A 20467-nucleotide genomic window follows, 5' to 3' on the forward strand; every position below is an offset into this window, starting at 1 on the left:
TTAGAGGGTTATCACCATACCTCGGTTTACCGGGGCGGCAAAGGTCGTGCAAATTTTGAAGGATGCAAGCGATTTTGCTAATAACTTGTGGAAAAATTTATTTTCTCCTGACGGAAGTGAATGACTTATCTTTGGCCCACTGAACATTTTAAATCTATTTTGCTATGAGTTTTGAAATTACCGGAAAGCTGGTTGTAAAGTATAATACGATGCAACGCAGCGAAACGTTTAAGACGAGAGAATTTGTGATCGAGAAATCCGATGACATCAATGGCCGTATCATCACCAACTATATAAAGTTCCAGGCAGTTCAGGACAGAACAGCAATAGTTGACCGTTTTAACGAAGGCGAAACTGTAAAAGTATACTTTAACATCAGGGGTACCCGGTGGGAAAAAGACGGTAAAGTGAACTACATCACCAACCTCGACGCATGGCGCATGGAAGCAATGATGCAGGACGCAGCCGGTGGCGGCGATCGTATGCCGGACTACAACGCTCCGCAGGCACCTTCCTTTAATGGTGGCGCTGCAGGTGGCGACGACCTTCCTTTCTAATCGAAGCATATCCTCTCTATACAGCCGCACTCTACAGGGTGCGGCTTTTTTTATACAGACAGGTCAGCTTGTCAGCCACACTGCCACATGGCAGTTTTATCTGTTCTCCGTATCTTTGCCTCGTTTTAGGATAAATACCTAACCAGCTCAATATGATACAACAAGTCTCTCTTAAGGTACTTCCTGCGGAAGCATTTTCCGATACTGCACTTACAAAACTTGCAGCCACCTCTCTCGGCGTAAAGCCCAAAGACATTACCGGTTTTAATTTACTGAAACGTTCTATAGACGCACGCTCGCGTCAACAGGTATATTATGTATTAACCATGCAGGTGTTCGTGAACGAACCCTTCCAGGACCGGCCACACCTGCGCTTTCAATACGACGCACTGCCGGCCAACGCGCCGCAGGCTGTTATAATAGGAGCCGGTCCTGCCGGACTGTTTGCCGCCCTGCGTCTCATAGAACTCGGCGTAAAACCCATCGTACTCGAAAGAGGAAAGGATGTGCGCAGCCGCCGCCGCGACCTGGCAGCGCTGAACAAAACAGGCATCGTAAACCCGGACTCCAACTATTGCTTCGGCGAAGGCGGTGCAGGCACGTATTCCGACGGAAAGTTGTATACGCGCTCCAACAAACGCGGCGACATCAACCGTATTCTTCATATCTTTTGTCACTTCGGTGCCACAGAAAAGATCATCTACGATGCACACCCGCACATCGGCACCAACAAACTGCCGCATATCATTACGGCCATGCGCGAACAGATCGAAGCCTGTGGCGGCGAAGTGCACTTTGAACAGAAGGTAAACGACCTTTTAATCAGCGATAACAACATTACAGGCGTTACCACGACTGCCGGCGCCAGCTTTCATGCATCGCATGTGGTACTGGCTACCGGCCACTCGGCCCGTGATATCTTTACGATGCTTCACCAACGTAATGTATTAATAGAAGCCAAACCTTTTGCACTGGGGGTGCGTGTAGAACATCCGCAATGGCTGATCGATATGGCGCAGTACCACTGTACACATCGTGGCGACTTTTTGCCACCGGCCAGCTATAGCCTGGTGGAACAGGTAGAAGGCCGTGGGGTATTTTCATTTTGTATGTGCCCGGGAGGCATCATCGCTCCTGCCGCAACCGATCCGGGAGAACTGGTGGTCAATGGCTGGTCGCCTTCGAAACGTGACAATCCATTTGCCAACTCGGGTATGGTGGTTACAGTAGATGAATCAGACTTTGCCCCTTTTGCCAAACACGGCCCGCTGGCTGCCATGTACTTCCAGCAGCAGGTGGAACGTAATGCCTTTAAAGCAGGTGGCGGCAACTTCGTAGCGCCCGCACAACGCATGAGCGACTTTGTAGAGAAACGTATATCCAGTTCTTTACCGGAATGCTCTTACATCCCCGGCGTAAACAGCGCCGATCTTCGTACCGTGCTTCCGGCCTCCGTACACAAACGATTAGGCGCAGCCTTCAAAGCTTTCGGCAAAAAGATGAAGAACTATTATACATCGGAAGCCATACTCGTAGCAACCGAATCGCGTACCTCGTCCCCGGTACGCATACCCCGCGACAATAATACGCTCATGCATCCGCAGGTAAAAGGACTGTACCCCTGCGGTGAGGGCGCAGGATATGCAGGGGGAATCGTATCCGCCGCGATGGACGGTGAGCGCATTGCAGAAGTGATCGCTGCTACCGTCGGCAAAGCCCATTAATACTGACAAAAAACGGGTTGGTGTAACAAATGCTTGTAACGCCCGCAATAATCCCTTAATTTAAGGTGATTAATTATTGCTATGAACCTACTCGACATCCAGCACCTGAAAAAGCACTACGCTACGCACAAAGCGGTCGACGACATCAGCTTTTCCATTCCGCAGGGCAGCATATTTGGATTACTAGGCCCCAACGGCGCCGGTAAAACCACGCTACTACGCATGATTACCGGCATTTTTTACCCGGATGAAGGACAAATCCTTTTCGACGGCAGAAAGTTTGATCCGGGCAATGACATCCGCCACATCGGTTATATGCCGGAGGAACGCGGCCTGTACAAAAAGATGAAGGTAGGCGAACAGGTGAAATACCTCGGCCGCCTCAAAGGCCTGTCCGAAAAGGAAGTAAAGGAAAAGATCGATTATTGGTTTACGAAGTTTGAGATCACTTCCTGGTATAATAAAAAGATAGAAGAACTAAGTAAGGGCATGAGCCAGAAGGTACAGTTCATCTCCACCATCCTGCACGAACCCAAATTGCTGATCCTGGACGAACCTTTCTCCGGCTTAGATCCCATCAACTCAAAACTGATACAGGACGAGATCTTTGAACTGAGCCGCAAAGGAACAACGATCATCTTTTCCACACACCGCATGGAGCAGGTAGAGGAAATTTGCGACCATATCGTATTGGTAAATAAAGGAAAGAAGGTTCTCGACGGACCGGTAAAGCAGATCAAACAAGACTTTAAGAAGCATGAATATAAGGTGGGAGTGGGACAAATGCCCAACCCGGCGCAAATGGCGACTTATCACTTTACGATCGTGAAGCAGCACGACCATGCTTACACGGTAAAGATCAATGAAGACAGTAAAACGAACGACATCCTCTCCCACTTCATCCGGCACGACATTCCGATTACTTACTTCGAAGAGCTGCTTCCTACGATCAATGAAGTATTTATTCAACAAGTAAGTGTTACCGGCGAAACTGTCCAACAATAAAACCTGACTGCTATGAACAAAATCTGGCTCATCATAAAAAGAGAATACCTTACACGCGTAAGGAAAAAAGCATTTTTGATCACGACCCTGCTCGTTCCGATCTTCTTCGCGGCGACGATTGTAATACCCGTGCTGATCGCGAAATCCGGCAACTCTACGCAAAAAGTAGCGGTGGTAGACGATAGCAAACTGTTCGACCAGCGGCTGGCCGACTCCGACAACGTACACTTCAAATTCCTGGAGGCCAATGCAGATACGCTGAAGAAGTCTTACCAGTCATTGGGATATAATGGACTGCTGCATATTCCGAAACTCGATCTGAATCGTCCGTCGGGCATTGTATATTATAGCGAAGGCCAGATGAACGTGGGCGTGAAGAGCCAACTTGAAAGAAGGCTGAACGAACTGATCGAAGAGCGTCGCATGGAAGTGGCTGGCATCGACAAAGAAAAACTGAAAGACATTCGTTCCGACGTAGACATTGTCAATAAAACAGGTAAAGATGAGCGCGAAGGCAGTTCTAAACTCGCATTTGCGGTGGGATATGGCTGCGGTTTCATTATATATATTATCCTGCTCGTATTCGGCATGTCGGTACTGCGTGGCGTAACGGAAGAGAAAGTAAACCGCATTGCAGAAGTTGTCGTATCCAGCGTAAAACCATTTCAGTTAATGATGGGTAAGATATTCGGTATCGCGGCTGTAGGACTTACCCAGTTCATCATCTGGATTATCCTGATATTTGGTTTGTATACCGCTATTCTGCTGATGGTTTCGCCCGCTGAAATCCAAAGTGCACAGTCCATGCAGGGTAGCATGAATAACGAGGCGGCCGAAGAAATTGCGCGCAGCCTGGCTTATGTAGGCGCCAATGCAGACTGGCTGATGATTATCATTTGCTTCATCTTTTACTTCCTGGGCGGATACCTGTTTTACGCATCGCTGTTCGCCGCGGTAGGCAGCCTGGTAAACGAAGATCCAAACGACATTCAGGGCCTCACCTTCCCTATTACCGTACCTTTAATTATCGCGATCGTGATCATGATGGGCGCTGTATCGGACCCGACCAGTAAACTCGCCGTGTGGGCGAGCATTATTCCATTTACATCGCCGATCGTGATGATGGCCCGTATACCGTATGGCGTACCAGGCACGGTGCCGGTCTGGCAACTGGCGCTGTCAATGGTTATGCTGATCGGCGGCTTTATTCTCACCACCTGGATGGCAGGGAAAATTTACCGGACGGGCATCCTGATGTACGGTAAAAAAATAACACTCAAAGAAGCGATTAAATGGATCGTTAAAAAATAAACATAACGACGCTATATGAAAATCCCCTGTCATCAACGGCAGGGGATTTTTTTATTCGCTTCGCGGGATGCGTTGATCAGTTTAAACAGATGCACCGGCAGTTAAAACAAGCCTACGTAGTTACCCCTAAAACAAGCGATAGGCTTTGTATTACATTGCAGCCGCTATTAACCGAAGCACCCGTTCTTTTTAAACCCAAAAACATCCAAACCCCATGAAACATTTTATGAGGACAGGCTGCATTTTACTGCTCGCCTTCACGTCGTGCCAAAAAGAAAAAAACAATGCGTCAACAAAGTCCCTGGTCGCCAGCCAGCTGGAATCCGTTTACACCTTCGACACCACGCGGGTGAACGGCGTTATGCTCAGCGCGCGACTGTATGCGTACTACCCGGATGGACTGCTCAAAACCATGACGCACTGGTTTGGCACAAACGGTTATCGCGACAACTATCATTTTTATTATGACACGTTGGGGCGCATCGATTCGGCGCAGGAAGTGCCGCCTTCACAAACAGGTGCGCCGCGACGGCAATTTAAATATAAGTATGAGTGGACCGGCCGCCTGTCCGCCATACACCGCGTACCTCAACCCCGCACCGCCGCCGACACACTACATATCGTCTATGAACCCAAAATCCCGGGCTGGGAATCATTTCCATGGCTGCAAACAGGCTCGGGCAACCCGCGGCGTAACCACTACTATTTCGCCAGCCAGAATGGGCAAACCGACAGCATATATGCAGGCACGTTTCCGGTGTTCACTAATACCTACGTATTCACCAATACAACCATACCTAATCCGGAGTATCCCGTCTGCCTGGCGACAAGATTGAGCGACTTACAATTCATCAACTGGGCGAATTACGCGCCGCTACCAGTAACGGCATCCGGCGCAACGATTTACAGTGCGCTGCGGTACGGCGGCACCGGGGAAAAACAAATCGAATTTCAATATGATGTGGTGCTGGACGAACAGGGACGGGTGAGCGAAGTATATTATCTCACGAACGGGCAGCGCCGCCGGGCAAGCGCCTATTTCTATCGTAACTAACAGTTGTCTGTTACTAAGGTTAGGGCATCGCCCCTACCCCCCTAAAATATTTTCTCAAAAAAAGTCGCTTCATTAATAGCTACGAGCAGTTCAACTATTCTCTATTACAATTCGTTTTCCGCATAAGTAGTAACCCCTAAATACCTGCTGTTCCTTTGATTTAACTTGCGCGCATTCAATGTAAAAACAGTTTATCAAACCCCACAATCAATTCAATGATGCGACAAAGAACCATGTTGTTGGCGGCCTGCTGCCTGGCAGTATTCACCGCCGTTTCCTGCAAAAAAACAATCGAACCCGAAACGGTGGACAAGACTGCGATGGGCGCCACTTACATTCCAACGCGGCTGTTCAAAGTGAGTTATTACGACACTACCAACGGAGAACTGTACCGGTATGTTCGTTATGAGTATAATGACCGCAAACAAGTATCAGCGCTCTATGCACGAAATGTGGCGTTACCGCATTCAGAAGTTTTCCATATCAAATATGACCCTAGTGGTAAAGTAGATATGGTATTTACCGATTCCGTGTACATGCCGCAGTCGTGGAAATATGAGTACGATGTGCATGGCAACATCACACAAACACTTGTTTCACCGCAGGATGGCGGCGGGATGTTCTCCCGCGACACCATGCTGCACGATGCTAAACCTGCGCCCTACCCGGGATGGGAAAATCAGCCGACCTACCGCGTGTATAATAAAGAAGGATTTTACAACCACTTCTATACGTACACCCAAACAGATGAACTGATTGAATACAGCCTTGCCACACATTACACATTCCGCGATTTACGCCTGCTGTTTACCAACACGCATTATCGCAACCCCGAATACCAGTATTACAAAACGCTGCGCCTGCAGGACCTCGTAGCGCAATCATATGCGCAGCCGCCGCATTCCGCAGAGTTATCCGGCGCTACTGTGTTTGATAAAGCAACGTACATTTTGTACGGCGAATACGAGCATCGTTTTAATTATGAAATAGAAGCAGACATGCAGCAACGTGTACGCTACGTGTACTACATTAACGGAAACGGCCAGCGTATACTGGAAAGGGCGTACGAATACTTGTAATTTTTCAAACCCTCAAATACAATCTATTATGTTTTCCCGAATCAAATTAGCGATCGCTGTATCAGGCGTATTACTGTTATCTGCCTGCGAAAAATGGCCAACGCCGGGCGAAGGACCGTCGTTAGGCTATCGGCTTAAAGCCATCCAGCTCGGCTCCGACACCGTTAGCCCCAATTTCTGGAAGTTCGATTACAACCAGCAGGGCAAGGTGACAAGAATCACATTAACGGGAACAAGTCAGCCCGCACCTTATGATACGATGATCAACCTGAAGATCCGGTACAACGCACAGGGTCGCGTCAGCCTTGTAATTCCGCCTGCCGTCAGCGAGTTTCCGCCGCAACCGTTCCAATATCATTACGATGGTTATGGAAGACTTAAACAACTCATCCAACATAAAGATGGACAAACGACCGACACCGCCACGTTCTTTTATAAGCCCAATGCGGGCTGGGAAGAAAATCCTGACATCGCCTTACACAGATCGTGGTACATGGACCGTTCACATTTCTACTTCCTCGACAACAAACGTAATTACAAGGAAATCAGCTATGGAACAGGTTACCATGCCGTGTTGTTACGTTACTTTTTCACCTACACCAACATCATCAATCCTGAGTTTGATGTGCTGGGTGATTTAAGACTAACGGATCTGCGCATACTTGCAGATGACAGTCAGATTTTCATTATGCAGCAGGGCTATATGCTTAGCCGTTTTATGCCGAAAAGCTCCACCACCTGGTATTCAAACGAAACCACCGCCGGTCCGTCATGGGAATACACAAAGGATGCGCAGGGAAGAGTTTCTGAAGTATTTGAGATTACGCCGGAAGGGCAGCGCTCTCGCATCAAAAAGTACATCTACGAATAAACAGCTGACACCTGTAATCAGAGAGGGGTAGGAACGAATGGTTTCCTGCCCCTTGCTATGTTATGATATGTGCATCAATTGCCGTAATTTTCCGCCGGCAAAACAGACGAACATGAACTTTTACACACGCAAATGGGTAAAACCACAGGACCTCAACGCACACGGCACCTTATTCGGAGGCACGTTGCTGGCCTGGATTGACGAAGAAGCAGCCATCTATACTATTATACAGCTGGGCACGAATGGCGTAGTCACCAAGTACATGTCCGAAATCAACTTCATCAACTCTGCAAAACAGGGCGACATTGTAGAACTGGGTATCAAAGCCACCCATTTTGGTCGCACCTCGCTCACCCTCACCTGCGAAGTGCGTAACAAGATCACGCAAAAAACTATTCTCACAATTGATAAGATCGTTTTTGTGAGTGTGGATGAAAACGGCGCTCCCAAAGCACACGGCCGTACCGAAATTACTTATACTGACGAGCGGTTACGAGAAGATTAGTCGCTCCCGTCCCGTTAGCCCTGCTTCTTCCTATATGGGAAGAAGTCGTATATTTGCGCTCATTACTGATAAGCTGATAAAGCCTTGAGCCGTGTAATCGCATTCACATATTAACCTTTTGGCAATTCCGCCCCACTCCCCGGGGCGGCTGTGATTGTATTGTTTTTACTTAAACGTTATTACATGGCTATCTCTCAAAAATATGGCCGCACGTACCACTACCCGTTTTCGCCTGGCACCACCAGCGACGACCGGATAAGTCACGACTATTGGCCACTGATCAGCAACATACCACAGCTGGTACATACCGAAAAACTCGACGGCGAAAACAACTGCCTGTCCAAACTCGGCGTGTTCGCCCGCTCGCATGCAGCACCCACCACTTCGCCGTGGACGGAAAGCCTGCGCCGTTACTGGCAGCTCATCAAACATGACCTTGGCAACCTCGAGGTTTTTCTCGAAAACCTGTATGCCGTGCACTCGCTCGAATACACGCAGCTGGAGCATCACTTTTACGTGTTTGCCATCCGCGAGCAGGACCAATGGCTGAGCTGGGAAGAAACGAAATTTTATGCGGCGATGCTCAACCTGCCTACCGTGCCAGAAATTAAAGTGCTGCCAACGCCCTCGAATCGCACGGTATTTGAGCAGGAGGTACTGTCTGTCGTAAGCGGCCCCGGCACCTTTGCACCAAATGATGCAGCTACCGGCAAACCGGCCACGATGGAAGGATTGGTAACACGTAACACTGCCAGTTACCCGGTAACGGCATTCGCTGAAAATGTATTTAAATACGTGCGCAAAGGCCACGTACAAACCGATGAACACTGGACGCGCCACTGGAAACGCGCCAGGTTATTAAATGAAGGAGGTACCCATGTGGACACTCACCAACGATAAAGAATGGTCTCAGCTGGAAGCGCAATTCAGCTGGGTCAATGATATGCAATACGTGCCGCAGGACGCGGTGCATCATGCGGAAGGCAACGTCGCCATTCACACCCGCATGGTGTTGGAAGCGTTACAACAACAGGACGCCTGGCAACAACTTGCTGCCCAGGAACAGGAAGTGCTTTGGGCCGCCGCTTTACTACACGATGTAGAAAAACGCAGCACAACGGTAACGGAAGAAGATGGACACATTTCCGCCAAAGGTCACGCCCGTAAAGGCGCTACGACGGCCAGGCAGCTGTTGTACCATGATATTCCAACGCCTTTCGCCATCCGCGAAATGATTTACGGATTAGTGCGACATCACAGCCTGCCCTTATGGCTGCTCGAACGCCGCGATCCGCTGAAAGAACTGGTGAGCGCCAGCCTGGAAGTAAACACGCAATGGCTGGCCATGCTGGCACGGGCGGATGTGATAGGCCGCATCTGCCACGATAAAACCGACCTGCTTTACCGGGTGGACTGCTTCGAAGAGTTTGCAAAGAACATCATTGCTGGGGCCACACCCGGGCGTTTGCAAACAACAACGCCCGTTTCCATTACCTGCACCATGCCAATACGGACGTGGATTATGTGCCCTTCGAACAACCCGCCGTGCAGGTAATACTCATGAGCGGCTTGCCGGGCGCGGGTAAGGATACGTTTATCAAAAAGCACTATCCCGATTTGCCGGTGATATCGCTCGACGATATCCGGGAGCAGCTGAACGTGCAGGCGACCGACAAGAGTGGAAATGGCCAGGCGATACAGGCGGCTAAAGAACAGGCCCGCGTATACCTGCGCAAAAAGCAGCCATTTGTATGGAATGCGACTAATACTACCCGGCAGATGCGCGCGCAGTTGATTAGCCTGTTCCTCACCTACAAGGCGGCCGTGAAAATTGTATACCTCGAAGTACCCTATCGTAAACTGCTTGCTCAAAACAAAAACCGGGAAGCCGTGGTACCCGCACCCGCCATCGAAAAGCTGGTACGGAAGCTGGAAGTACCGGCCTTATGGGAGGCGCACGAAGTGGAATATCATATTAACGATTAAACAAGAAAACAGTCCGGCACAAAGCTGGACTGTTTTTTGTGGCTACTAGCGCTTTGTAAAATTAAAACAAGTGCCTATGTGGAACGACCTGGAAAACTACTTTGACAAGCTACCACCCATCTTCTGGAACCTGCTGTTGACCGCGATTGCCCTGCTGGCGGGATTTATATTTAAAGTGATCATCACCTTTTTTTCCAGGTATTATGCCAAACGCAGCACGAAATATTCTCTTTTTTACTCGGTTTTATCGCGCATCGGGCGACCACTTAACTTTTTTCTACCTGTCTTCATATTTAACCTGATGTTGCCCCTGATGCGTTTATCGGATCGGGCAGCCACAGGGCTGGACCGCATTGTGGGCATATTGATCATTGTAGCATTTGCCCTCCTACTGATTGGCGTCATTAAGGTGATAGAAGATTACATCAACAGCGTATTCGATCTGTCTAAAGCTGATAACCTGAAAGAAAGAAAGATCCGTACCCAGTTACAATTTGTGCGCAAATTTGTGGTATCGATCATTATTATATTAGCTGGATGTGCTATCCTGCTCAGCTTTCCGCATCTCCGCAAAATTGGTACCGGCTTGTTGACGGGTGTTGGTATCGGCGGTATCATCATCGGTTTTGCAGCGCAACGCTCCCTTGCCAACTTCCTGGCGGGTTTACAAATTGCCTTCACACAACCGATGCGCATCGACGATGTGTTGATCGTGGAAGGCGAATGGGGACGCGTGGAAGAGATCACACTCACATATGTGGTACTCAACATCTGGGATAAAAGAAGGCTCATCCTGCCCATCAATTACTTTATTGAAAAGCCGTTCCAAAACTGGACACGCAATAGTGCGGAGCTGCTGGGCACAGTGTTTATTTACCTCGATTACACCGCGCCGATGAATGCGCTGCGCGAAGAATACAGCCGCCTGTTAAAAGCCAATGAATTGTGGGACGGCAATGTGAACGTCGTACAAATCACCGATGCAAAAGAAAGAGTGATTGAAGTAAGGTTTCTGATGAGTGCCACTACCTCCGGCCGTGCGTTCGACCTTCGCTGTTACATCCGCGAAAACATGATCCGTTTCATCCAGGAAAATTATCCGGAAGCACTTCCTAAAACACGGGCGATCATCGAAGAGAAACAGTTTAAGGAAGAAATCAGGCCGTAAGCATCGCTTTTATTTCGATACGAATGAAAGCAGTGGCGTCCTTTTGTAATTCGTCGCTGTAATCGAGCAGGATAGCCGCTCCTCCAATCGCGGCATATTGCTTTACCACGTTGTACACCTGTCGCGCACCCTGACTATCCAGTCCTTCCAAATCGACAATGATGCGGTTTGACCAGGAAAGAGAAGTGTACAAGGCCACCAACTTCCGTCCCGTAGGCGTCAGGGCACTCAACTTATCATTCGAGTAAATATCGCCTGTTTCGTATACCGTTTGGGCAATACTGTTCGCCACGCTGGCGTGTTTACGAATGTAATCCTTTACGGTTACCGGGTTAAACAGGCGGCCTACGAGCGATTGCTGCGGCGCGTCTACATACAGAAAGGGTGCATCCGTAGTAACGGCACTATCAGTGGCGGGCAGTATGGCCTTCAGGCATGCCTCGCGCGCTTCCTGCTGCTTCGCTCCACCTGGCACCCGTATAACGGCAATCTCGCCATCGGTGAGCGTAAATGCCGGGATGCACACATCACCGGACTGCTGTCCTTTTAAGCTAAATAACATAGGGATCTGGTTAAAATCTATTTTATGGCTGCATTACTAATTACAGTGAAGTTCGCAAAAAATAGTCCAACATCGAAGCGGAATTTGTTATAAAATCCACAACAATGCAAATATCCCTAACACGTTCGTAGTAAAGGTCTTGCCTACACGCTAATAGCGCTACAAGTTTAATGGGCTGCCCGGCTCCAGTTCGTAAGCAGCATTACCCGCCGTAAATATTTTCGCCGGTTGTGAGCCCTCCATGGTGATGTGACGGCCCTTCACCCTTATCCAGCTGCCTTCGCGGAGCCCGACCACGGGTATAGTTTGCTGCGTATGAAATTCTTTGATGCGGGTTTCGCGGGTTTCGCCCATATGGGCTACGCCTGGAATGGGATCGATGTAGTGGGGATTGAGGTTAAACGGCACAAGGCCCATGGTATCAAAACTAGGGGGATAAACGATTGGCATATCGTTGGTAGTTTGCATATTGATGCCGCCGATGTTACTGCCCGCGCTGGCGCCCATATAGGGTTTACCGTTTTCCACGGCGTTTTTCAGCACCTGCATCAGCCCCTGTTCATGCAATTGTTTTACGAGCAGAAATGTATTACCACCTCCTGTAAAAAAGCCTTTTGCCTGGTGTATGGCCGCGGCGGGGTCGCTGAACGTATGCAGACCTGTCACTTTAATGCCCAACTCCGCAAAAGCGCCTGCCGCCTTCGCAGTATAATCATCGTGCGAAATACCGCCGGGGCGGGCAAAGGGCACAAAGATAATTTCGTCGATGCCTTCGAATAATTCTTTGATAACAGGCGTAAGGTATTGCAGATAAGCTTCTCCGAACAAAGTGGAAGTGCTTGCCAGCACGATATTTTTATTCATATCCGTTTACAGCGGGCATTTTTCGTGATAGTTGATCAATTCGATCGGCGAATGCTCGATTTCCACGCCGTCGTAAGTGGTAAGCACTTCGTCCAGCACAGCTTCTACTTCTTCCGGTGTTTTGAGTACCACCAGGCGGTTGCGGAATTCTTTAATGTTTGGCAAACCTTTCAGGTAGCTGGAGTAGTGGCGGCGCATTTCGTTGATGCCCACGATCGGACCTTTCCATTCTACAGATTTACGCAGATGCGTTTTGCAAACGTTTACGCGTTCCTGTACGCTTGGTCCGGACAACACCTCGCCCGTTTGCACGAAATGTTTGATTTCCCTGAAAATCCAGGGATAACCGATCGCTGCGCGGCCGATCATAATGCCGTCTACGCCATAGCGGTTTTTATATTCCAGCGCCTTTTGCGGGCTGTCGATATCACCATTCCCGAAAATCGGGATCTTGATGCGGGGATTGTTCTTCACTTTTCCGATGAGGGTCCAGTCGGCCTCGCCTTTATACATCTGGGCGCGCGTACGGCCGTGGATGGAGAGGGCTTTGATGCCTACATCCTGCAGGCGCTCGGCTACCTCCTCAATGTTTTTGCTCTGGTCATCCCAGCCGAGGCGGGTTTTTACCGTTACGGGCAGGCGGGTCGCTTTTACGCAGGCCGCTGTGAGGCGAACCATCAGGTCAATATCTTTCAACACCCCGGCACCGGCACCGCGACAGGCCACCTTTTTTACGGGGCAGCCAAAGTTGATGTCCAGCAGGTCGGGATTGGTCACATCCACGATACGGGAGGCCATGGCGAGGCTATCCTCGTCGCCACCGAATATCTGGATGCCGATTGGCCGTTCGTAGTCGAAAATGTCCAGCTTTTTCCGGCTTTTGATCGCATCGCGGATCAGGCCTTCGCTGGAAATAAATTCCGTATACATCAGGTCGGCCCCGTTTTCCTTGCACACAGCACGGAAAGGCGGGTCGCTCACATCTTCCATCGGCGCCAGCAGTAACGGAAAGTCCGGCAGCTCTATATTTTCAATCTTAACCATTTTTTTGATAATATGATCCTTCAGGAGGGCAAAGATACTCCAATTTCGGGAGATGGGCGTGAACGTCAGCGGACGTACAGGCAGACCAGGATTCGCCCGCTAATCCAAAAAATACTTGTCAGACCGACATTTATTATTATTTTTCGAGAAACTAACACAACGTTATGAAAAGAGCGATACTCCTGGCCGCCGCCATGGCGGGCATTGTACTTTCCTCCTATGCGCAGGCCCGACTGCTGGTAAACGCCCACGCTCCCAAAGAAACGATCAGCAGGCATATTTACGGTCACTTTTCCGAACACCTGGGCCGCTGTATTTACGACGGATTTTGGGTAAGTGACACCATGCAGGTCCCTAAGAAAGACCGTATCCGTATGGACGTGGTAGAGGCACTGAAAAAGATAAAAGTCCCCAACCTTCGCTGGCCCGGTGGCTGTTTTGCAGACGAATATCATTGGCGCGATGGCATTGGTCCGCGCGAAAACCGTCCAAAAATGATTAACTCCAGCTGGGGTAACGTAACCGAGGATAATAGCTTTGGCACCCACGAGTTCCTGGAGCTGTGCAGCCTGATCGATTGCGAGCCTTACATCAGCGCCAACGTAGGCAGCGGCACCGTGCAGGAAATGAACAACTGGGTGGAGTACCTCAACTTCGACGGACTGAGCCCGCTGACCGACCTGCGTAAAAAGAACGGCCGCGATAAACCCTGGGGTGTTGAGTTTTGGGGCGTAGGCAACGAAAGCTGGGGCTGTGGCGGTAACATGACACCGGAGTATTATGCAGGCGAATACCGCCGCTATGCTACGTTCTGTAAAAACTACCCGGACGCTCGTCTTAAAAAGATCGTATCCGGCGCAAATAGCAACGATTATAACTGGACGGAAGTAATGATGAAAAACATCCCGCTGAACATGATGTGGGGGCTGTCACTGCACCATTACACCATTCCTAAAAACTGGGGCGACAAAGGTTCTGCTACACAGTTCAACGAGCGGGAGTACTTCCTGGCCATGAGAAGCTGCATGGAAATGGAAACGCTCATCCAGCGCCACTCTATCATCATGGATAAATATGACCCGAATAAAAGAGTAGGTCTGGTGGTTGATGAATGGGGCATCTGGACGAACGTGGAACCTGGCACCAACCCTGCTTTCCTTTACCAGCAAAACAGCATGCGCGATGCGATCATTGCCGGCACGACGCTCAACATCTTTAACAACCACGCCGATCGCGTAAAGATGGCCGAACTGGCGCAAACCGTGAACGTACTGCAGGCTGTCATCCTCACCAAAGGCCGCCAGATGTTGCTGACGCCCACGTATCACATATTCGATCTGTACAAAGTACACCAGGACGCTAAACTGTTGCCTGTGCAGCTGGCTGGCCCCGAATACAACTCTGAGAACGACAAACTGCAAGCGGTGAACGTATCTGCTTCGCAGGATGCTTCCGGCGCAATTCATATCTCGTTCGTGAATATCGACCCGAACAAGGACATTACGATTCGCACCGCGCTGAACGGCAGCAGCTGGAAAAATGTAACCGGCCAGATCATCACTTCGCCTAAATTTACAGATATCAACACCTTTGAGCAGCCAGGCAAAATAGTACCTGCAGCTTTCAAGGGTGCTAAAAAAGAGGGAGAAGAATTAGTGGTGACGCTGCCTAAATTATCGGTAGTCGTATTGGAATTAAAATAACGCATCTACCCAAAAAACAAAAGCCCGCTCCTTCCGGAACGGGCTTTTACTATTTTATACCTTACTTAACTCAGGCCTCTGGTGCCGATTTAAAGAAAAGCGGCTTGAGGGTAAACCAGCCCAGCGCAGGAAAGAAGTGCATTGGAACGGTAAGACCGAGGAATAACTCGGGCATTTCAATTTCCAGCGGCAACCTGTGCGAGATGGGCCCCAGCAGCGACGCGAAGCTGAGAATGGTAAAAAGCAAATTAAACACTGGTTCTGTCCGTTGTTTCAACAGTTTGTGCAGCAGCCAGTAACCAATAGCCGCCAGCAATGTTCCGCCGATACAGGTGATGAAAATGCCGCTGGTCGTCACTACCGACGGAAATTCGCCTGCTGTATTTTCTGCATATACTTTAGCATAAGCCAGCGAGGCCACGCCTGCCAGTACACCGGAAATAATTGCCAGCAACAAAAGTTTCTTAAACATGCGCTATTTTTTAAAGTGACTATTTAGTAACAGGAACAGTAACTTCCAGCTTGATTTCGTTTGACACATCGCCACCGGCTTCGCCGATCCTGAAGTCGTTACGGTTTACGGTAAATGTGCCGGTAAATACGCCGCCATTGCCCGCTTTCTTAAAAGTAAAGGGAAGGTTTACCGCTTTTTTAACACCGTGCATCTCGAGTGTGCCCTGTGCCTGGTAACCGGCGCCTGCCTTTACAATTTTAGAAGATGTGAACGTGATGTTCGGGTATTTGCCCGCATCGAACCAGTCGGTGCCTTTGGCGTGTTTGTTCATCAGCGCATTGCCTGTATTAATAGACGCAACGGGGATGGTAACATTGAATTTAGATGCATTGAGGTTACTCTCGTCAAAGCTGATCGTACCCTTAAGCTCTTTGAATATACCTGCCGCTTCCCCTGCCGAAAACTTAATGGAATAACCTCCGGCAATCTTCCAATCTATGCCCGCTACGGGTTTGAACGCGCTGGCCGCTACTGCGATCACGAGCGCTAATGCATAAAATAACCTCTTCATAAAATTCTTTGTTTTAAAAATTAGCCTTTGATAAACTCGGTGTCGGCTTCGATTTTAACTACATCGCTCAGCATCGCTTCTGGCATACCTGGCGCAACACCAAAGTCAGAACGTTTGAAAGAACCGGTCACTTTAAAACCCGCGATTTCTTTTTTGTTCATTGGATGCGTAGTAGTACCCACCAGTTCTGCTTTCAGGGTAACAGGTTTAGTTACACCGTGGAAAGTGAGTTCGCCGGCTACGTCGTAAGTTTTAGCACCTGTTTTTTTGAAGGTAGTGCTTTTGAAAGCAATTGCGTTAAATTTAGCGGCGTCCAGCATATCTTCTTTCTGCAGGTGCTGGTCACGCTGGCTGTTATCTGTATTGATGTTTGCTACTTCCGCTTTGATTTCGATGGTAGCATCGGTGAAATCAGCTTTAGAGGAAGTGATAACGGCATCAGTTTGTTTAAAGCTGCCATGAAACTCGTTAACGCCCATGTGTACGAGGCTAAAACCTACGCGTGAGTGCGCGGCATCCAGTTTCCAGGTTTGTGCAAAGGCAGATACGGAAAAAACTAAGCTCGCTGCGATAAATGTAATCTTCTTCATCTTCGTTTTTTAAAATTTAGGTAGTGTGAATAATTGTAAATTTAGTTACCTTTAGTAACTCAAAGCTATTTAATAACTCGATTACCACCAAGAAGGAACTGAACTAAACCTTGGTATCATGATAGTAACTAATACTGAAAATCAAGAACTTACGATCGAAAATAAAATTGATAAAGTTTTCGACATGGAACATTGCGAAGGTATCCTTTGTCCGATTAAAGACATCCTGGCACACCTTGGCGACAAATGGTCGATCTTTACCATCCTTGCGCTCGGTCAAAATAAAGTGGCCCGTTTTAACGAGCTCAAAAAGCAAGTGAATGGAATTTCCCAACGCATGCTCACTGTTACACTGCGGTCGCTGGAAGAAAACGGCCTTGTTTCGCGCCAGATTTACCCGGAAATACCTCCGCGGGTAGAATATGCCCTCACTTCACTCGGTCATAGCCTTTTAGGCCAGATGCTGCAGCTGGCGGAATGGGCTACCTCGCATCGCGATGAAATTGAGGAAGCCCGTCAAAACTTCAAAGAGAAGAAACTGGTTTTCTAAATAGCTATGGCTTCAGTTCCTCTAACTTTTCCGGACTGTTTACGAGTTAAGCATGTTCCTGGTTGCTTACTTCATCCCAAATATAATATGTTTCTTACTCATGGAAAGGGGCTTGCGAACTTTTGGCAACTCTATCCATGATTTAAACAAACAAAAGCGGCCCGCCTTCTGCAAAGCGGACCGCCAATATCAAGTTGCTAATTTTTTTACCAGATCACGATACGTTGCCCCTCAGGCAACACCATCTTATCACCAGGCTTACAACCCCATGCGTCGGAAAACTCCTTCAGATGCGGCATCGGGCCGTTAATACGTTCCCTGGCCGGTGAGTGAGGATCTGTTTGTATCTGGTTGCGCAGCGCTGCTTCCGTAATGTTAGCATGCCATACCTGCGCCCAACCCAGGAAGAAGCGTTGCTTCCAGTTGTAGCCGTCGATCAGCTTCGGCTCCGGCTTACCTTCCAGTGACTTTTTCAAGGCGTAATAAGCCAGTGTAAGACCGCCCAGGTCAGCGATGTTTTCACCGATCGTAAGCGCGCCATTCACCTTGAAACCAGGCAACACTTCAATGTCGTTAAAGTAGTTGATATACTTTCCGGAAAGGGCATCGAAGTTTTTACGGTCTTCTTCTGTCCACCAGTTTTGCAAATTACCTTCCGCATCGAACTGCGATCCCTGATCATCAAAGCCGTGGCTGAATTCGTGGCCGATTACCGCGATAATGCCACCATAGTTGATCGCATCATCCGCATCCGGGTTAAAGAAAGGCGGCTGCAGGATGCCGGCAGGGAACACGATCTCGTTGTTCAGCGGATTGTAATAAGCGTTCACGGTTTGCGGCGTCATCATCCACTCTTTCTTATCTACTGCTTTGCCGATCTTCGCTACGTTCTCCTCATGTTTGTAAAGTGCAGCAGCAATCACATTCTCCACCAGTTTACCTGGTTCGATATTGATGCTTGAGTAATCTTTCCACTGATCAGGATAACCGATCTTGTAGGTGAAAGCGGCCAGTTTCTTGTGGGCCATCTTCTTTGTTTCAGGACTCATCCAGGTTAACTGGTCTACACGCTCACCGTACACGGTACGTACGTTCTCGATCATCTCAGATACTTTCTGTTTGGATGATTCGGGGAAGTATTGTTTGGCGAACAGTTTGCCCAGTGGCATACCCATGGTGCCGTCGGTTGAGCGGATGGCACGGTCGATGCGGGAACGCTGTGCTTTAGTACCGCGCATCACGGTCGCGAAGAAGCGGAAGTTCTCATCGTCCAGTGGTTTAGACAGGAAGCCGGCGAAACGGGTCAGCAGCTGCCAGCGGGAATATGTTTTCAGCGTTTCGAGGCTGGTTTCTTTCAGCAGTTTGTTCAGCCCCTGCAGGTATTCCCTGTTCTGAATGATCACAGAATCAGACTTGATACCCTGCACGGTAGCAAAGGTGCTCCAGTCAAAGTCGGGCATCAGTTGCTTCAGTTCACCGAAAGCGGCTTTGTTATAGGTTTTCACCGGGTCGCGCAATTCTACGTTCGTGAGTTGCAGTTTGGCGACTTTATTTTCGAAATCGAGAATAGTTTTACCCGGATTGGCATCTTTGAAACCGGCCAGGGCAAACATTTTATCAACATGCAGTACAAATTCGGCACGCACTTTTTCGGTGCTTTCGTCGGTTCGGTCGTAGTAGCTTCTTTCACCGAGACTCAGCCCGTCCTGCCCTTCATACAGTGCATTGATCTTGCTGTTCTTCAGGTCTGCTTCCACGCCAAATCCCGCCACGGTAGATACGCCGTACTTCTGCATTTCGCCGGTAACGATCGCCCATTCGCTCAGGCTTTGTACACCGTCGATCATGCGCAGCTGGCGCTCCAAAGGGGTGATGCCGCGTTTTGCGATGGTAACGGTATCCAGGAAGGATTTGTAGAAATCGGCGATCTGCTGTTCTTCGCTGCCTTTTTTGAAGCCGGATTTGCCCACTATGCCGAGAATGATACCTTTCAACCGCACTTCTTTATTCTCTTTATCGAGGATGTTGAAGGCGCCCCAGCGGCTGTCGGTGCCGGGGATAGGATTGTTCTTTTTCCAGTTGTTGTTGGCAAATGCGTCGAAATCGGAGCAGGGCGACGCCGTTTTATCGATCGACGACATGTCGAACGCAGGCACTTTAGCGGCCTTTTGTGCATGACTGGCTATTGGGGACAAGCCGGCGGCCAGCACTGTTGTAACAGTTAGAATTTTCTTATACATTCAATTCAGGTTTATTACCGCTAAAGTTATGGAAAATCCGGTTCTGGCAGGCAGTGCCGTGATCGGCATGAAAATTTCGTACGTTTGCAGGACTTATTTATGTGAAAACAGCGCTGCATGATGAATTTAAAGCTTGGCTTCTTCCGTTTTCTGACGATCAGTAATATTGTTGTGCTTGCATTGGAAATGTTTGGCATCTTATTGCAAGGCTGGGCCATGCCCGCCCTTTTGATAATCGCTTTCCTGCTGCTCTTGCCGGCATTTATCCATAACACGCGGTGTTTACGGCTGCAGCGTTATTTTTTGAAACCCGGTACGCCCGTAGATCCGCGCCTGCCGATGCTGGTTAACCTGAGCTCGATCGGCGCATTTATTTATGGCATACTGCTGGTATCTTTCCTGATGGTGTATTTCCGCAACCCGGACATTATTCAGCAGGCGCGTGAAATGCAGCATATGGACAAGGTGCCGGATAATACACTGCAGAAAGTGCAGCTGGGTCTCACGATCTTTCATGCCACCACGATCCTGCTGAACTGCATTATTTCAGTACAATTCTCCCGCCGCCTGCGCGATGAATTACCTGAAGAAAAAGATAACCGCGATTCACTTTAACCATTTTGTAAGAA

General features: G+C 49.0%; 22 protein-coding genes. 15 read left to right on the top strand and 7 right to left on the bottom strand.

Features of this window, described 5'->3' with window-relative positions; all coding sequences use genetic code 11:
* The first annotated feature begins 164 nt into the window (after positions 1 to 164).
* The 12 genes from MKQ68_RS19190 to MKQ68_RS19245 all read left to right on the top strand — a co-directional run bounded on the left by MKQ68_RS19190 (position 165) and on the right by MKQ68_RS19245 (position 11260).
* A complete protein-coding gene (locus tag MKQ68_RS19190) occupies positions 165 to 557 on the top strand; it encodes a DUF3127 domain-containing protein (RefSeq protein WP_255861663.1) in 393 nt (130 codons plus the stop codon).
* Between the two features lie 152 nt (positions 558 to 709).
* Complete coding sequence (locus MKQ68_RS19195) at positions 710 to 2281, top strand: NAD(P)/FAD-dependent oxidoreductase (protein WP_264280510.1); 1572 nt, start codon at positions 710 to 712, stop codon at positions 2279 to 2281.
* Between the two features lie 81 nt (positions 2282 to 2362).
* The gene (locus tag MKQ68_RS19200; protein WP_264280511.1) at positions 2363 to 3286 is read left to right on the top strand and encodes an ABC transporter ATP-binding protein; all 924 of its coding nucleotides are present in this window, start codon (positions 2363 to 2365) and stop codon (positions 3284 to 3286) included.
* A 12-nt stretch (positions 3287 to 3298) separates the two neighbouring features.
* A complete protein-coding gene (locus MKQ68_RS19205; RefSeq protein ID WP_264280512.1) occupies positions 3299 to 4597 on the top strand; it encodes an ABC transporter permease in 1299 nt (432 codons plus the stop codon).
* Between the two features lie 214 nt (positions 4598 to 4811).
* Complete coding sequence (locus MKQ68_RS19210) at positions 4812 to 5651, top strand: hypothetical protein (protein ID WP_244844270.1); 840 nt, start codon at positions 4812 to 4814, stop codon at positions 5649 to 5651.
* Between the two features lie 215 nt (positions 5652 to 5866).
* A complete protein-coding gene (locus MKQ68_RS19215) occupies positions 5867 to 6730 on the top strand; it encodes a hypothetical protein (protein WP_264280513.1) in 864 nt (287 codons plus the stop codon).
* Positions 6731 to 6758: 28 nt separating this feature from the next.
* Positions 6759 to 7601: a hypothetical protein gene (locus MKQ68_RS19220; protein ID WP_264280514.1), complete on the top strand. Its 843-nt coding sequence runs from the start codon at positions 6759 to 6761 to the stop codon at positions 7599 to 7601.
* A gap of 112 nt (positions 7602 to 7713) precedes the next feature.
* On the top strand, positions 7714 to 8106 hold the full coding sequence (locus MKQ68_RS19225; protein ID WP_264280515.1) for an acyl-CoA thioesterase: 393 nt from the start codon (positions 7714 to 7716) through the stop codon (positions 8104 to 8106).
* Positions 8107 to 8289: 183 nt separating this feature from the next.
* The gene (locus MKQ68_RS19230; RefSeq protein ID WP_264280516.1) at positions 8290 to 9006 is read left to right on the top strand and encodes an RNA ligase family protein; all 717 of its coding nucleotides are present in this window, start codon (positions 8290 to 8292) and stop codon (positions 9004 to 9006) included.
* Positions 8984 to 9661 carry an HD domain-containing protein gene (locus tag MKQ68_RS19235; RefSeq protein ID WP_264280517.1) on the top strand — a complete coding sequence of 226 codons (678 nt, stop codon included), beginning with the start codon at positions 8984 to 8986 and terminating at the stop codon, positions 9659 to 9661. The genes MKQ68_RS19230 and MKQ68_RS19235 overlap by 23 nt, the downstream gene beginning before the upstream one ends.
* Entirely contained in the window at positions 9631 to 10092 is a 462-nt protein-coding gene (locus tag MKQ68_RS19240) for an AAA family ATPase (RefSeq protein WP_264280518.1), read from the top strand. Before MKQ68_RS19235 ends, MKQ68_RS19240 begins: the two co-directional genes overlap by 31 nt.
* Positions 10093 to 10168: 76 nt before the next feature.
* A complete protein-coding gene (locus MKQ68_RS19245) occupies positions 10169 to 11260 on the top strand; it encodes a mechanosensitive ion channel family protein (RefSeq protein ID WP_264280519.1) in 1092 nt (363 codons plus the stop codon).
* On the opposite strand, the gene MKQ68_RS19250 is transcribed toward MKQ68_RS19245, so the two are convergent.
* The 3 genes from MKQ68_RS19250 to dusB form a co-directional block, all read right to left on the bottom strand.
* Positions 11250 to 11822 carry a hypothetical protein gene (locus MKQ68_RS19250; protein ID WP_264280520.1) on the bottom strand — a complete coding sequence of 191 codons (573 nt, stop codon included), beginning with the start codon at positions 11820 to 11822 and terminating at the stop codon, positions 11250 to 11252. The genes MKQ68_RS19245 and MKQ68_RS19250 overlap by 11 nt on opposite strands.
* Positions 11823 to 11981: 159 nt before the next feature.
* Positions 11982 to 12686, bottom strand: a complete 705-nt coding sequence (gene pepE, locus MKQ68_RS19255) for a dipeptidase PepE (RefSeq protein WP_264280521.1) — start codon at positions 12684 to 12686, stop codon at positions 11982 to 11984.
* A gap of 6 nt (positions 12687 to 12692) precedes the next feature.
* Complete coding sequence (dusB, locus tag MKQ68_RS19260) at positions 12693 to 13730, bottom strand: tRNA dihydrouridine synthase DusB (RefSeq protein ID WP_264280522.1); 1038 nt, start codon at positions 13728 to 13730, stop codon at positions 12693 to 12695.
* A 164-nt stretch (positions 13731 to 13894) separates the two neighbouring features.
* Here dusB and MKQ68_RS19265 point away from each other — a divergent pair, with 164 nt between their 5' ends.
* On the top strand, positions 13895 to 15433 hold the full coding sequence (locus MKQ68_RS19265; RefSeq protein WP_264280523.1) for an alpha-N-arabinofuranosidase: 1539 nt from the start codon (positions 13895 to 13897) through the stop codon (positions 15431 to 15433).
* Positions 15434 to 15503: 70 nt separating this feature from the next.
* Here MKQ68_RS19265 and MKQ68_RS19270 read toward each other — a convergent pair whose 3' ends face one another.
* From MKQ68_RS19270 to MKQ68_RS19280, 3 genes are read right to left on the bottom strand one after another with little or no spacing between them, the layout of a single operon-like run.
* Positions 15504 to 15905 carry a hypothetical protein gene (locus MKQ68_RS19270; RefSeq protein ID WP_264280525.1) on the bottom strand — a complete coding sequence of 134 codons (402 nt, stop codon included), beginning with the start codon at positions 15903 to 15905 and terminating at the stop codon, positions 15504 to 15506.
* Positions 15906 to 15924: 19 nt separating this feature from the next.
* Positions 15925 to 16458, bottom strand: coding sequence for a YceI family protein (locus MKQ68_RS19275; protein WP_264280526.1), 534 nt, complete (start codon positions 16456 to 16458; stop codon positions 15925 to 15927).
* A gap of 20 nt (positions 16459 to 16478) precedes the next feature.
* On the bottom strand, positions 16479 to 17048 hold the full coding sequence (locus tag MKQ68_RS19280; protein ID WP_264280527.1) for a YceI family protein: 570 nt from the start codon (positions 17046 to 17048) through the stop codon (positions 16479 to 16481).
* A 118-nt stretch (positions 17049 to 17166) separates the two neighbouring features.
* On the opposite strand from MKQ68_RS19280, the gene MKQ68_RS19285 reads away from it, so the two are divergent.
* On the top strand, positions 17167 to 17598 hold the full coding sequence (locus tag MKQ68_RS19285) for a winged helix-turn-helix transcriptional regulator (RefSeq protein WP_264280528.1): 432 nt from the start codon (positions 17167 to 17169) through the stop codon (positions 17596 to 17598).
* A 206-nt stretch (positions 17599 to 17804) separates the two neighbouring features.
* Here the strand turns inward: MKQ68_RS19285 and MKQ68_RS19290 are convergent, their stop codons facing one another.
* Positions 17805 to 19838 carry a M13 family metallopeptidase gene (locus tag MKQ68_RS19290; RefSeq protein ID WP_264280529.1) on the bottom strand — a complete coding sequence of 678 codons (2034 nt, stop codon included), beginning with the start codon at positions 19836 to 19838 and terminating at the stop codon, positions 17805 to 17807.
* A gap of 117 nt (positions 19839 to 19955) precedes the next feature.
* Here MKQ68_RS19290 and MKQ68_RS19295 point away from each other — a divergent pair, with 117 nt between their 5' ends.
* Entirely contained in the window at positions 19956 to 20453 is a 498-nt protein-coding gene (locus tag MKQ68_RS19295; protein ID WP_244842383.1) for a hypothetical protein, read from the top strand.
* Positions 20454 to 20467 lie beyond the last annotated feature (14 nt).

Origin of the sequence: Chitinophaga horti (genome assembly GCF_022867795.2) — a bacterium.
GTDB classification, from domain to species: domain Bacteria; phylum Bacteroidota; class Bacteroidia; order Chitinophagales; family Chitinophagaceae; genus Chitinophaga; species Chitinophaga horti.

Excerpts from the sequence above, each read along its gene's own strand:
- MKQ68_RS19190 (WP_255861663.1), top strand. The coding sequence starts at position 165 with ATGAGTTTTGAAATTACCGGAAAGCTGGTTGTAAAGTATAATACGATG.
- MKQ68_RS19195 (WP_264280510.1), top strand. The coding sequence starts at position 710 with ATGATACAACAAGTCTCTCTTAAGGTACTTCCTGCGGAAGCATTTTCC.
- MKQ68_RS19200 (WP_264280511.1), top strand. The coding sequence starts at position 2,363 with ATGAACCTACTCGACATCCAGCACCTGAAAAAGCACTACGCTACGCAC.
- MKQ68_RS19205 (WP_264280512.1), top strand. The coding sequence starts at position 3,299 with ATGAACAAAATCTGGCTCATCATAAAAAGAGAATACCTTACACGCGTA.
- MKQ68_RS19210 (WP_244844270.1), top strand. The coding sequence starts at position 4,812 with ATGAAACATTTTATGAGGACAGGCTGCATTTTACTGCTCGCCTTCACG.
- MKQ68_RS19215 (WP_264280513.1), top strand. The coding sequence starts at position 5,867 with ATGATGCGACAAAGAACCATGTTGTTGGCGGCCTGCTGCCTGGCAGTA.
- MKQ68_RS19220 (WP_264280514.1), top strand. The coding sequence starts at position 6,759 with ATGTTTTCCCGAATCAAATTAGCGATCGCTGTATCAGGCGTATTACTG.
- MKQ68_RS19225 (WP_264280515.1), top strand. The coding sequence starts at position 7,714 with ATGAACTTTTACACACGCAAATGGGTAAAACCACAGGACCTCAACGCA.
- MKQ68_RS19230 (WP_264280516.1), top strand. The coding sequence starts at position 8,290 with ATGGCTATCTCTCAAAAATATGGCCGCACGTACCACTACCCGTTTTCG.
- MKQ68_RS19235 (WP_264280517.1), top strand. The coding sequence starts at position 8,984 with ATGTGGACACTCACCAACGATAAAGAATGGTCTCAGCTGGAAGCGCAA.
- MKQ68_RS19245 (WP_264280519.1), top strand. The coding sequence starts at position 10,169 with ATGTGGAACGACCTGGAAAACTACTTTGACAAGCTACCACCCATCTTC.
- MKQ68_RS19250 (WP_264280520.1), bottom strand. The coding sequence starts at position 11,822 with ATGTTATTTAGCTTAAAAGGACAGCAGTCCGGTGATGTGTGCATCCCG.
- pepE (WP_264280521.1), bottom strand. The coding sequence starts at position 12,686 with ATGAATAAAAATATCGTGCTGGCAAGCACTTCCACTTTGTTCGGAGAA.
- dusB (WP_264280522.1), bottom strand. The coding sequence starts at position 13,730 with ATGGTTAAGATTGAAAATATAGAGCTGCCGGACTTTCCGTTACTGCTG.
- MKQ68_RS19265 (WP_264280523.1), top strand. The coding sequence starts at position 13,895 with ATGAAAAGAGCGATACTCCTGGCCGCCGCCATGGCGGGCATTGTACTT.
- MKQ68_RS19270 (WP_264280525.1), bottom strand. The coding sequence starts at position 15,905 with ATGTTTAAGAAACTTTTGTTGCTGGCAATTATTTCCGGTGTACTGGCA.
- MKQ68_RS19275 (WP_264280526.1), bottom strand. The coding sequence starts at position 16,458 with ATGAAGAGGTTATTTTATGCATTAGCGCTCGTGATCGCAGTAGCGGCC.
- MKQ68_RS19280 (WP_264280527.1), bottom strand. The coding sequence starts at position 17,048 with ATGAAGAAGATTACATTTATCGCAGCGAGCTTAGTTTTTTCCGTATCT.
- MKQ68_RS19285 (WP_264280528.1), top strand. The coding sequence starts at position 17,167 with ATGATAGTAACTAATACTGAAAATCAAGAACTTACGATCGAAAATAAA.
- MKQ68_RS19290 (WP_264280529.1), bottom strand. The coding sequence starts at position 19,838 with ATGTATAAGAAAATTCTAACTGTTACAACAGTGCTGGCCGCCGGCTTG.
- MKQ68_RS19295 (WP_244842383.1), top strand. The coding sequence starts at position 19,956 with ATGATGAATTTAAAGCTTGGCTTCTTCCGTTTTCTGACGATCAGTAAT.